The sequence below is a fragment of the Candidatus Symbiopectobacterium sp. NZEC135 genome (assembly GCF_025962695.1).
The window spans coordinates 38263-50802 of the sequence record NZ_JAGFPF010000009.1 but is presented as its reverse complement, the minus strand read 5'-3'; the positions used below and the strand labels follow the sequence as shown (position 1 = coordinate 50802).

Annotated in this window: 12 protein-coding genes and 1 pseudogene; 7 read left to right on the top strand and 6 right to left on the bottom strand. The window is 52.1% G+C overall.

Annotation, left to right across the window (positions count from 1 at the left end):
• The first annotated feature begins 390 nt into the window (after window positions 1–390).
• The 5 genes and pseudogenes from oppA (at window position 391) to oppF (ending at window position 5951) form a co-directional block, all read left to right on the top strand.
• Window positions 391–1986 (top strand): annotated as a pseudogene (gene oppA / locus J5224_RS07490) (oligopeptide ABC transporter substrate-binding protein OppA).
• Window positions 1987–2086: 100 nt separating this feature from the next.
• Window positions 2087–3007, top strand: a complete 921-nt coding sequence (gene oppB / locus J5224_RS07485) for an oligopeptide ABC transporter permease OppB (protein ID WP_264624766.1) — start codon at window positions 2087–2089, stop codon at window positions 3005–3007.
• An 11-nt stretch (window positions 3008–3018) separates the two neighbouring features.
• On the top strand, window positions 3019–3924 hold the full coding sequence (gene oppC / locus J5224_RS07480; protein WP_264624765.1) for an oligopeptide ABC transporter permease OppC: 906 nt from the start codon (window positions 3019–3021) through the stop codon (window positions 3922–3924).
• A gap of 9 nt (window positions 3925–3933) precedes the next feature.
• Window positions 3934–4947: an oligopeptide ABC transporter ATP-binding protein OppD gene (oppD, locus tag J5224_RS07475; RefSeq protein ID WP_264624764.1), complete on the top strand. Its 1014-nt coding sequence runs from the start codon at window positions 3934–3936 to the stop codon at window positions 4945–4947.
• A complete protein-coding gene (gene oppF / locus J5224_RS07470) occupies window positions 4944–5951 on the top strand; it encodes a murein tripeptide/oligopeptide ABC transporter ATP binding protein OppF (RefSeq protein ID WP_264624763.1) in 1008 nt (335 codons plus the stop codon). The genes oppD and oppF overlap by 4 nt, the downstream gene beginning before the upstream one ends.
• A 44-nt stretch (window positions 5952–5995) precedes the next feature.
• On the opposite strand, the gene J5224_RS07465 is transcribed toward oppF, so the two are convergent.
• Window positions 5996–6319 (bottom strand): HI1450 family dsDNA-mimic protein, encoded by a 324-nt coding sequence (locus J5224_RS07465; RefSeq protein ID WP_264624762.1) that lies wholly within the window; start codon window positions 6317–6319, stop codon window positions 5996–5998.
• A 94-nt stretch (window positions 6320–6413) separates the two neighbouring features.
• Window positions 6414–7874, bottom strand: a complete 1461-nt coding sequence (gene cls, locus J5224_RS07460) for a cardiolipin synthase (RefSeq protein WP_264624761.1) — start codon at window positions 7872–7874, stop codon at window positions 6414–6416.
• A 204-nt stretch (window positions 7875–8078) separates the two neighbouring features.
• On the opposite strand from cls, the gene J5224_RS07455 reads away from it, so the two are divergent.
• Window positions 8079–8255: a YciY family protein gene (locus tag J5224_RS07455; protein ID WP_196907077.1), complete on the top strand. Its 177-nt coding sequence runs from the start codon at window positions 8079–8081 to the stop codon at window positions 8253–8255.
• A gap of 76 nt (window positions 8256–8331) precedes the next feature.
• On the opposite strand, the gene J5224_RS07450 is transcribed toward J5224_RS07455, so the two are convergent.
• Both J5224_RS07450 and J5224_RS07445 read right to left on the bottom strand, forming a co-directional pair.
• On the bottom strand, window positions 8332–9987 hold the full coding sequence (locus tag J5224_RS07450) for a methyl-accepting chemotaxis protein (RefSeq protein ID WP_264624760.1): 1656 nt from the start codon (window positions 9985–9987) through the stop codon (window positions 8332–8334).
• Between the two features lie 217 nt (window positions 9988–10204).
• Window positions 10205–10501, bottom strand: coding sequence for a YciI family protein (locus J5224_RS07445; protein ID WP_264624759.1), 297 nt, complete (start codon window positions 10499–10501; stop codon window positions 10205–10207).
• Window positions 10502–10639: 138 nt separating this feature from the next.
• Between J5224_RS07445 and tonB the strand changes: the two genes are divergently transcribed.
• Window positions 10640–11404 carry a TonB system transport protein TonB gene (gene tonB / locus J5224_RS07440; RefSeq protein WP_264624758.1) on the top strand — a complete coding sequence of 255 codons (765 nt, stop codon included), beginning with the start codon at window positions 10640–10642 and terminating at the stop codon, window positions 11402–11404.
• 79 nt (window positions 11405–11483) lie between these two features.
• On the opposite strand, the gene yciA is transcribed toward tonB, so the two are convergent.
• On the bottom strand, window positions 11484–11924 hold the full coding sequence (yciA, locus tag J5224_RS07435; protein ID WP_264624757.1) for an acyl-CoA thioester hydrolase YciA: 441 nt from the start codon (window positions 11922–11924) through the stop codon (window positions 11484–11486).
• A 27-nt stretch (window positions 11925–11951) separates the two neighbouring features.
• Complete coding sequence (locus J5224_RS07430) at window positions 11952–12506, bottom strand: septation protein A (protein WP_264624756.1); 555 nt, start codon at window positions 12504–12506, stop codon at window positions 11952–11954.
• Between the last annotated feature and the right edge of the window lie 34 nt (window positions 12507–12540).

The following is a 12540-nucleotide window of genomic DNA, read 5'->3' as shown; positions in this document are numbered from 1 at the left end:
AGTGGTTATTTGTATCGTTATTGTTGCATTTGTTGGTATTTATAACCTGCCATCTGCCGGAAAATATTTGGATTATTCTCTGAATATTTCGATTACCATAAAATTATTCACCTGTTGTTTGCGTGAGAATAGCCCGTCGTGTATTTGCGTCATCACAGAACGGGTAGCCGTAGACCAGAATTACGTTAGAAACGCTTCCAGGATACGTCTTGCATTTCCATCATGGCATTAGCTTTGATGGAACCCATGTTATATCAATACGATAACATAGAGAGGACAGGATATATGGACAACGGATTATCAGGTTACGCTGTTTCACAAAAAGCAAATTCGGCGCAAATACGACGTCAATGGCATACGAGAGCAGCACGGCTTGCCGCCACCGTGGCATTGTTGCTTGGCAGTTGGGGTAGCGGTGCGCTTGTCGCGTATTCGGCACCGCCGCCCGGCACCGCGTTAGCCAAAGATCAGGTGCTGGTGCGCAACAACGGTGCGGAAGTGGCCTCCCTCGATCCGCATAAAATAGAAGGTGTGCCAGAGTCCAACGCCTCACGCGATCTGCTGGAAGGGCTGGTGATTACCGATCCGAATGGAAAAATGGTGCCCGGTGTGGCCGAGCGCTGGGAAAATCAAGGTTTCCGCGTTTGGACCTTCCATTTGCGTAAAGACGCACGCTGGTCAAACGGCGATCCCGTCACCGCGCAGGATTTTGTTTACAGTTGGCAACGACTAGCCGATCCGGCAACGGCCTCGCCTTACGCCAGCTACCTGCAATACGGGCATATTGTTAACATTGACGACATTATTGCCGGAAAGAAAACGCCGGACACGCTGGGCGTCAAAGCCGTCGATGACCATACGCTGGAGGTGACGCTGAGCGAAGCGGTGCCTTATTTTGATAAACTTCCTGTTTATCCTGCCATGTAACCCATCAATCGCACGGTGGTAGAAAAGTTTGGTGAGAAATGGACCCAACCACAGCATTGGGTGGGAAACGGTGCCTATATGTTGAAAAGCTGGGTCGTTAATGAGCGCCTGGTGTTAGTGCGTAATCCGCACTACTGGGATAATGCGCATACTACCATTGAGCAGGTGACGTATTTACCCATATCCTCAGAAGTGACGGACGTAAACCGCTATCGCAGCGGCGAAATTGACATCACCTATACCAATTTACCGATTGAACTGTTTCAAAAAATGAAGCAGGAAATACCCAATGAGGTGAAGGTGACACCGTATTTGTGCTCTTACTATTACGAAATTAATAACCAGCGTGCACCCTTTACCGATGTGCGGGTTCGTCAGGCGCTGCGTTTAGGGCTCGATCAGACAATTTTAACCAACAAGGTCAAAAATCAAGGTGATATGCCTGCCTATGGTTTTGTACCACCGTATATTGATGGTTTAAAGGCCAGCGTGCCTGAGTGGTTTACCTGGCCGCAGGAAAAACGCAATGCTGAAGCAAAACGCTTGTTAACCGAAGCGGGGTATACACCGGAAAAACCGTTGACGTTGACGCTGCTTTATAATACTTCCGACCTGCATAAGAAAATGGCGATTGCGGCCGCCTCGCTCTGGAAGCAAAATATTGGCGTGAACGTAAAATTGGAAAATCAAGAATGGAAGACGTTTCTCAGTACACGCCATCAGGGCAATTATGACCTGGCTCGCGCCGGGTGGTGTGCGGATTATAATGAGCCATCATCATTTTTAAACAGCATGTTATCGGACAGTAGCTCAAATACGTCACATTACAAAAGCGCTGCGTTTGATGCGCTTATAGCGAAATCATTGCAAGTCGCCAATGAAGAAGAACGTGCGACAGTTTATCAACAGGCTGAAACACAATTGGACCGCGATGCGGTGACGATTCCGGTATTTTATTACGCGAATACCCGGTTGGTAAAACCCTATGTCGGTGGTCTGACGGGAAAGGATCCGCTCGACAATATTCATGTGAAAGATCTTTATATTTTACAACATTAACGCCGTCCCTTAATGTGCATCGCTTCTCTCTTGCCGAAAAAATGATCGGTAGAGAGAGGGCGAGCACAGAAACAGGTGCAATGCCTTTATAGGTAGGACCATGCTGAAATTTATTCTGCGCCGCTGTCTGGAAGCGATACCGACGCTGTTTATATTGATTACGATTTCGTTCTTTATGATGCGGTTAGCGCCGGGGAGTCCTTTTACCGGTGAACGTAATTTGCCCCCGGAAGTCATGGCGAATATTGAGGCCAAATACCATCTCAACGATCCGATATTGAAACAATACGGCAGTTATCTGTTTCAATTGGCGCAGGGGGATTTTGGCCCGTCATTTAAATATAAGGACTACTCGGTTAACGATTTGGTGGCTAGCGCGTTTCCCGTTTCCGCCAAGCTTGGTGCGGTCGCCTTTCTGTTTGCTGTGATCCTGGGCGTGACAGCAGGCACCGTAGCGGCGTTGTACCAAAATAGCCGCTGGGACTACACCATTATGGGGTTTGCCATGACCGGTGTGGTGATCCCCAGTTTTGTGGTCGCGCCACTCTTGGTACTGGTGTTCTCGATCACGCTGCGCTGGTTGCCCGCCGGGGGATGGAACGGGGGGGCGGGCAAGTATGTGTTATTGCCGATGGTGGCGCTTTCACTCTCTTACATTGCCAGTATTGCGCGTATTACGCGCGGCGCGATGATCGAAGTGCTGCATGCCAATTTTATCCGCACTGCGCGCGCGAAAGGGTTGCCGATGCGCCACATCATTTTGCGCCATGCACTGAAGCCGGCCTTGTTGCCGGTGCTCTCCTACATGGGGCCGGCGTTTGTTGGCATTATCACCGGTTCAATGGTGATCGAGACCATTTTTGGTTTGCCAGGCATCGGACAACTGTTTGTTAACGGTGCATTGAACCGGGACTATTCTCTGGTGCTTAGCCTGACCATATTGGTGGGCGGTTTGACGATCCTGTTTAACGCCATTATCGATGTGCTCTATGCCGTCATCGATCCCAAAATTCGTTATTGAGTGAGGTGAGGATGTTTAGAAAGCAAAATCATCACACGCTGATGAAGATGGGAGAATCATTGGAGGTCAAGGGGCGCAGCTTATGGCAGGATGCCGGGCGTCGGTTTATGCATCACCGCGCCGCCGTCGCGAGCCTTATGATGCTGGGGATCATTACGCTATTTGTTACGCTGGCGCCGTTGCTGTCTCCTTTCAATTTTGCCGATACCGATTTTGCCATGATGTCGCAGGCACCGGATTTGGCGTCAATGCACTATTTTGGTACCGACTCTAACGGCCGCGATCTGCTGGTGCGCGTTGCCATCGGCGGGCGAATTTCATTACTGGTGGGCATTGCCGCTGCGCTCATTGCCGTGCTGGTGGGCACCTTGTACGGGGCCATTTCTGGCTACGCGGGTGGCAAAGTGGATTCCGTCATGATGCGCTGGCTGGAGATCCTGAACTCTTTTCCGTTTATGTTTTTCGTCATCCTACTGGTGACCTTTTTTGGGCAGCAACTCCTGTTGATCTTCATCGCGATTGGCATGGTGTCATGGCTTGATATGGCGAGGATTGTGCGCGGGCAGACGCTTAGCCTTAAACGTAAAGAGTTTATTGAAGCGGCGGTGGTGTGCGGCGTGTCTACCTCGGGCATTGTGTTGCGCCATATCGTGCCGAATGTGCTGGGCGTCGTCGTGGTGTACGCGTCACTGCTGGTGCCCAGTATGATCTTGTTCGAGTCGTTTTTAAGTTTTCTTGGGCTGGGCGTGCAAGAACCGCTCAGCAGTTGGGGCTCGCTGCTTAATGACGGGGCGAACTCAATGGAAGTGTCGCCTTGGCTGCTGCTGTTCCCGGCTGCGTTTTTGGTTGTCACCCTGTTTTGTTTTAATTTTATCGGCGATGGCTTACGGGATGCCCTGGACCCGAAGGATCGTTGAGGAGCCGCTATGATTGCGAAACACGCAGAACAGCAAGGGAATAACCTGCGCGCGCTGCACCCGTTACTCAGCGTCACGGATCTCAGCGTGCGATTTGCTACCGAGGAAGGGGATGTTACGGCGGTGAACGCACTGACGTTTACTGTCGAACAGGGTGAAACGTTGGGCATTGTGGGCGAGTCAGGCTCGGGAAAATCGCAGACCGCGTTTGCGCTGATGGGGTTGCTGGCAGCAAATGGCCAAGCCAGCGGTTCGGCGCGCTTTATGGGGAATGACATTCTCAATCTGCCAGAAAAAGCGCTGAACAAACTACGGGCGAAAGAGATCGCCATGATTTTTCAGGATCCGATGACCTCGCTTAACCCTTATATGCGCGTCGGGGAACAGTTGATGGAAGTCCTGATGTTTCATCAAGGGTGCAGTCGCAGCGAGGCGTTTGACGGCGCGGTGAAGATGCTGGATGCGGTGCGAATGCCAGAGGCACGTCAGCGTATGAAAATGTATCCCCATGAGTTTTCGGGGGGGATGCGTCAGCGTGTCATGATTGCCATGGCGCTGCTGTGTCAGCCCAAGCTGCTGATCGCCGATGAGCCGACCACGGCGCTGGATGTCACCGTTCAGGCGCAAATGATGCTGCTGCTTGCGGATTTAAAACGGGAATTTAGCACCTCCATCATCATGATTACCCACGATTTAGGCGTGGTGGCTGGCATTTGTGACAAGGTGTTGGTGATGTATGCGGGCCGCACCATGGAGTATGGCAGTGCGCGCGATGTATTTTATCGCCCATCGCACCCTTATTCGGTAGGGTTGCTTAACGCGGTGCCCCGTCTGGATGTCAGTGACGAAACGTTGGCCACGATCCCCGGTAACCCCCCCAATCTGTTGCATTTACCGCAGGGATGCCCATTTCTCCCCCGATGTCCCTACGCGATGGAACGCTGCCAGGACGTGCCCGCATTGACCACGTTTGCTGCGGGGCGGATGCGGGCCTGTTTTCGCGCGGTGGAGGAGGTGCTATGACGACTCAACAGGAAAAACGCGTTATCCTGGACGTGCGCGACCTCTGTGTACACTTCGCTATCAATGCGCGTAAAAAATGGTTTTGGCAACCCGCGCAGTCGCTTAGAGCAGTAGATGGCGTCACGTTTCGCCTCTATGAAGGTGAAACGCTGGGTATTGTCGGTGAATCGGGTTGCGGTAAATCGACCCTGGCGCGTGCCATTATTGGGCTGGTGAAAGCCACCAGTGGGCAGATTTGCTGGTTGGGGCAGGATTTGTGCCACATCCATCAGGAGGGATGGCGTCACGTTCGTAACGATATTCAGATGATTTTTCAAGATCCACTGGCTTCGCTCAACCCGCGTATGACCGTGGGTGAGATCATCGCCGAGCCACTGCGCACTTATCGTAACGACCTGTCCCGGCAAGTGATCAACGATCGCGTCAAAAATATGATGCAGAAGGTGGGGTTACTGCCAAACCAGATTAACCGCTATCCTCATGAGTTTTCTGGTGGCCAGTGTCAGCGTATCGGTATTGCCCGGGCGTTGATTTTACGCCCCAAACTGATTATTTGTGATGAGCCCGTATCGGCGCTTGATGTGTCTATTCAAGCACAGGTGGTAAATTTGCTGCGGCAATTGCAGAAGGAAATGCAACTGTCGTTGATTTTTATCGCGCACGATCTTTCTGTGGTTCGACACATCTCCGATCGCGTACTGGTGATGTATCTCGGCCATGCGGTGGAACTGGCAACCGATGACGCCTTGTTTGGCAATCCATTACACCCTTACACCCAGGCGCTGATGTCGGCGGTGCCGATCCCGGATCCTGATAAAGAGCGCGGCAAACGGATACAGCTGTTGGAGGGGGAGTTGCCTTCACCGATTAACCCGCCTGCTGGCTGCGTATTTTGCACCCGCTGCCCGATAGCCAGTGAAACCTGCGTCAAGACACGCCCGTTGCTGGAAGGCAATTTTACCCACGCGGTTTCGTGCCTGAAAGTCGATCCGCTACAAAGTTGACCATAAAAAAGGCCTGCATATCAGCAGGCCATCAGTCAGACGTGTTACTCACGCCACAAGATATGGCACAGCTTGTTGTCTTTTTCACGGCAAATCAAAATGCGCGCAAACACGTCGTTGATCGGGTCACCATCTTTTTCCGCCAAACCAATCACCACTTCTGCAAAAAAGTCAGGATTTAAATCGACATCAACATGCTCTTGCCAGTCCTCGGCGGGATCAAACAATTCTGCACCGCCACGCTCCTCAAATTGGAGATTGAACAGGATGATATCCGCCGGGTCGAGGTTGTCTGACGCCAATTCAAGAAAGATATCGTAAGCTTGCTCAAGCGTTTCATCTTCCGTAAGACGGTTGTTCAGGTCCATAAGACATTTCCATAGATTCAGTAATGGCACTATTAAAACATGACGGCTCGGCTATTGACAGCGCAACGCACGGCGATTATCGGGAACCTGAGCATTACAAAAACGGGCTGAAAAAGTAAAACAGGCGCTCGACAATACGCTGCCAGTAAGGACGCTGTTGCCATTTGCTTTCATCCATCAGGCGTGAGCGAGCGATGTAATCTTCCTGTACGCAGGCCAGATCGCTGCCGAAGCCGTCATCGTCGATCACCAACGTGATTTCAAAATTGAGCCACAGGCTGCGCATGTCCAGATTGACGGTGCCCACAAGGCTGAGCTGTCCGTCGACCAACACGCTTTTGGTGTGCAGTAATCCATCTTGAAACTGATAGATTTTTACCCCAGCAGCGAACAATTCATTGAAAAACGCACGGCTGGCCCAGCCGACCAACACTGAGTCGTTTTTGTGCGGCAGGATAATGCTGACATCGACGCCGCGCTGTGCCGCGGTGCAGATGGCGTGCAGCAGATCGTCACTGGGCACAAAGTAGGGCGTGGTCATGATCAACTGGTGCCGAGCTGAGTAGACGGCCGTCAGCAGTGCCTGGTGGATCATGTCTTCGGGATAGCCTGGACCGGATGCAATCACCTGCACGGTGTGCCCGCGTTCCTGCTCAAACGGCATCAGGCCGACATCCGGCGGTGGTGGTAACAGGCGTTGACCCGTTTCCATTTCCCAGTCGCAGCAATAGATAATGCCCATGGTGGTGGTGATCGGCCCTTCGATGCGCGCCATCAAATCGACCCACTGGCCGACGCCGGCATCCTGTTTGAAAAAGCGCGGATCGACCATGTTCATGCTGCCGGTATAGGCAATGCGATTATCAATCAGGATCACTTTGCGGTGCTGGCGCAAATCCATGCGGCGCAGAAATGCACGGAACAGGTTTACCTTGAGAGCTTCCACGACCTCAATCCCGGCCTCGCGCATCTGTGAGGGGTAGGTGCTGTGAAAGAAATCGACGCTGCCCGCAGAATCGAGCAAAATTCGGCAAGATACGCCACGTTGAGCCGCTTTCTTCAAGGCGGCGGTGACCTGTTCTACCAGCCCGCCGGGCTGCCAGATGTAAAACACCATCTCGATATCGCTGCGTGCCAAGTCAATATCACGCACCAGCCCCTTGATGGTGTCTTCGAAAGTGGTCAGCAGCTGCAACTGGTTGCCCTTGATGCCGCCTATCCCCTGACGACGTTCACACAGTTGGAACAGTGAACGGGCCACTTCACTGTTCTCCGTGGCGAAGATTTGCCGGTACTCGGTTAACTCACGCAGCCATTTTGCCGTTGATGGCCACATGCGACTGGCACGTTCAGCACGCCGCTTACCCAGATGTAACTCACCAAACGAGAGATAAGCGATGATACCGACCAGCGGCAGAATATAGATGACCAGTAACCAGGCCATTGCAGAAGGAACCGCACGGCGCTTCATCAAGACACGAAGCGTGACGCCAGCAATCAGCAGCCAATAACCCAGAACCAGTAGCCAACTCAACAGCGTGTAAAAAGTGGTCATAGCAGCGTACAGATCCCTTCGGCACACGATTGACATAAAGTGTACGCATAGTTTGTCAAAAGAGGAAATTCCTTTCGTCTGAATAGAATAGGAAGAAATTGCCAGTGCAGACCTAGCAAAAAGAGCACAGTGCTTGGATTGACCTGAGAACGCGCTATACTACCACGCCGCACCCCCCTCCCGTTTTCGATAAAGAGTGTTGTCATGAGACGCAGCAGGAATGAAGTGATCCGGTGGCGCATGTTACGCCAGGTTCAGCGGCGCAGAGGCCGTTGGTTGGAAGCCCAGTCACGCACTTATCGGCATATTCACTATGCCCGTTATCTGCAGCAGAAACATCAGCGTCGTGCTCTGCTGTATGCGGTGGCCTACGAGTGGTAGTCGTTCAAACGGACGTGTAAGCAGTCTGAACGGCCACGCAGTGTGGCCGTTATTGTTTAGCGTTGTCAGTGTGTTGCTAGCGCGCGATACCCAATAGGGCGGATGCTGCGGGTTTCTCCGTATCCAGCGCGCTTGACGTTGGCAGGGTGAAGAGGGTGACGGATGAGCGCAACTGCTCGGTCTGTGCCAGTAATGCGTTAAACGTATCGGCGCTGGCTTCTACCTGACTGACATTCTGTTTAACTGTGTCGTTCAGGGTTTGAATACGCCCGGTTACCGCCTGAATATGCTGGGTTTGCTGCGCGGAAATGTCGGCGATCTCATTGAGAAATGTGCCTGTGCCCTGTGCAGAGTTGATGATGTTTTGCAGGCTGTCACTCAATTTCTTGACCAATTTGGCACCGGTCGCAACGCTGCTGTCTGAGTCGCGAATCAGCACATTAATGTGCTGTGCCGACTGGCTACTCTGCGCTGCCAGGGTGCCGACCTCGCGGGCAACCACCGCAAAACCACGCCCCAGTTCGCCCGCGCGCGCCGCCTCAATGGCGGCATTCAATGAAAGTATGTGCGTTTGAAACGCCACGTTTTCGATCATCCCGATGGCATCCGTCATCTCTTTGGTGCGTCCGGTGATGTCGGACATGGCGGTATGCACGTCATTCATCATCAACTCGCCGTGAGCGGCCATGGTGCTGGTGTTCAGCGCATGCTGACTGGCCTGCTCGGTATGCTGAGTGTGTTGCGCCAGTTGTTCATTCAATTGAAGAATGTTGTCCGTGGTCGCTTTTAGCGCACTAGCTTGCAGGCGGGCCTGCGAAAACAGCGCCTGATTGTCTACCGCAACGCGGTCAACGTGCTGCGTCATGGCATCAATGCCGTAGCGTACCTGGCTAACAAGACGGGTCAACCCAGTTTGCATTTGTGCCATGCTACGGTTTAACACGGCGATCTCGCGGGTACATCCACTGTTCTCATCAAGTTGCTGTGACAGATCGCCGGATGCAATGCGCCCAAGATGGTGAATAATGCGATTGAGGGGGCGAATGATGATCCGGTTCACGGTCACCCACACGCTAAGCGAAACGGCCAGCAGCAGGCCGAGTACGATCATGAAGATGGTGTGGGTACGGTCGAGGGAAACCAGAAATTGTTCCCCGTGCTGCTTTTGACGTGCGGTATTACTCGCCAGATAGTGTCCGTATTTCTGTGTGAAATCATTCTGGTAAGCCTGAATAGGCACCATAAAAAAGATATCGATCTGATTGCTCTGTTTGATACCGTCCGCCAACTCAACCAACCCTTGATACAGTTGTTGGTAGCTCCGCAGTAACGCCTGACTGTCGCTGTCAGTGTCGTCAGGTTTTTCGATCTGTTGATAATAGTCTTGAGCCTGTTTGAGAGAGACTTGTGCCTCTTCCATCAGGCTATTCCAACTGCCTACGGAACCGGTCTCTTTATCTACCATGAGATAGATACCCGCCCGGTTTAACTTATCGCTGGCGTTCATTGCCGCCATACGCGCCTGATCCAAAAGCGCTTGTTGTTCACGTAAACGATTGTTGGCCGTGGTATCACGCTGTACTTGGCTCATGGTGTTGGAAATAATCGCGATCGACATCAGTTGCAGCAATGAAAACAAGCCGATAATCAGCAATAATCCCAAAAGAATGCTGGGTCGGAATCTGCGGAACAACGTCCCTTTTCCTTTCAGAAACGCGAATCGTGGTAGCATAAGTCCTGGCTCTCCATCAACAAGAGTCAGTACCATAGCATTGTTAAATGACTATATTATTTCAGCTTTTTCTCTTAATTACTCAAGTCTTTCAAATTAACTGAAATAAAAACAACGTTGAATTACAGCCTGTAATACAGCAAAAACGCGTTAAACCGGGCGTTTTTGCTGCATCAGAAATGCTGTCTTAAACAAAATAACCGTTGGTAATGCAGGGTTAAAACACCTTTTTGAAGGGTTTTACTACTACGCTGTGGTATACACCTGCGGCCACGTAAGGGTCGGCATCGGCCCAGCGCTGTGCGTCGGTCAGAGAGGGAAATTCGGCAATAACGGCGGAACCGGTAAACCCGGCATCACCGGGGTTTTCACCGTCAACAGCGGGGAGCGGACCGGCCGTAAGCAGCCGACCTTCATCGCGCAAGGTTTGCAACCGTGCTAAATGGGCAGGGCGTGCAGCCATACGCTTTGACAATGAATCAGAAACGTCCTGAGCAAAAATGATGTACAACATCTTGATAATCCTCAAGGGAATAGCGGGAAAACACCATCATACTCTGCCCGTGGTTTTTTTAACAAACTATCGGGTTCTTATTGAATATGATTGCTATTTGCATTTAAACTTGGGCGGCTAAGAGGACAACGAAAAATTATGCCGCAAACAACTTTATTAGGAATCCGCCGCCAATCATGGTCTTTTTTACTTTCTGTTGGCGCTCATGGCGGACTAATCGCCGTATTGTTATACGCATCGTTTAATGACGCACTTGAACTTCCTCAGGCGACGAAACCGATCAGCGTCGTGATGGTCGCGCCTGCAGCGACGGAAGCCGCCCCCGCTCCGCAAGCCGCACAGCCAGAGTCGGAGCCCGAACCACAGGTCGAGGCGGTGAAACAACCTGAGCCAGAGCCGGAACCCATACCGCAGCCTGTCGCGATCCCGTTGCCGGAGCCCAAGCCAGAACCGAAACCTAAGCCAAAACCGAAAACGGAACCGGTGAAGAAAAAGGTCGAGCAACCCAAGAAAACGCAAGAGAAAGCTGACGAGAAACAGCCTCCTTCGCCGTTTACTTCAGAGGATGCCAGCAGAACCCGTGACAATGCGCCCGTGCGCCAAGCCCCGGCACCCGCTGCCTCAGCGCAGTCGTCAGGACCGCGACCGTTGAGCCGTGCGCAACCGCAGTATCCGGCACGTGCGTTTGCGCTGCGCGTGGAAGGTCGGGCAACGCTTCAGTTTGATGTGGATAGCGAAGGGCGAGTTGACAATATTCGCGTGCTCAACGCACAGCCGCGCAATATGTTTGAACGGGATATTCGCCAGGCAATGCGTAAATGGCGCTATGAAGCGGGAAAACCGGGAAAAGATTTGCAAGTCACCATCATCTTTAAAATTGATGGCGGTGCCGTGGTTGAATAACACACCGCAGTATACCAATGAAAAAGAACCGCAGATGCGGTTCTTTTTTTGTCCAAGACCCGATGACAGTAATGGGTGGTCAGGGTTGATCCTGGGCCGGATCGGGGGCGGTAAAGTGGCTTTTTCCGGCCGGTAATTCGCAGGGGTGGCCCACTTCATCCACGGCAACGTAGGTGAAAAGTGCCTGGGTTGCGCGGTAACGCTGCCCGATGGGGGCGGTAGAGACCTTCTTCACCCACACTTCCACATTGATATCCAACGAACTGCGCCCGGTGCGCAGACAGCGTGCATAGCAGCACACCACATCACCGACGGCGACGGGTTTGAGGAAACTCATGCCGTCAACGCGTACCGTGACAACGCGTCCTTCGGCAATCTCTTTCGCCATGATGGCGCCGCCAATGTCCATTTGCGACATCAGCCAGCCACCAAAGATATCGCCATTCGCATTGGTATCAGCGGGCATGGCCAGTGTGCGCAGAACCAGCTCACCGTGAGGTGCAGTTTGAGTAGTGCTCATCGTCGTCTCAGGTTAACGTTTAAAGAATTACTGTTTGCTTTCGTTATTATTCTGCTCAGGCGGCAGATGGCGGTAGATATAAACGCCACAGGCCAGTGTAAACAACAAGGTGAGCCCTGTCAGCCCGAATACTTTGAAGTTCATCCACAGACCTTCTGACAACCAGAACGCCACATAGATATTGAGCAGTCCGCAGGCGATGAAGAACAGCGCCCAGGCGCTATTCAGCTTACGCCAAACCGGTTGCGGCAGCGTAATTTCTTTGCCCAGCATGCTTTGAATCAGTGACTTGTTGAAAAACCACTGACCGATCAGTAACGCACCGGCGAACAACGCATAAATGATCGTCACTTTCCATTTGATGAATTCGGGGTTATGGAAATAGATAGTCAGCCCGCCGAACACCGCCACCAACACCACGGTGACCAGCATGGTTTTTTCCACTTTGCGGAATTTGTACCAACTGTAGAGGAACGCAGCGAGTGTGGCAGCGATCAATGCACCGGTTGCCCAAAAGATATCGTGCAGTTTGTATACGACGAAAAAAATCACTAAAGGTAAGAAATCAAGAAGTTGCTTCATTATATCGACCTATTACAACGCGAGGTGCCAAAGA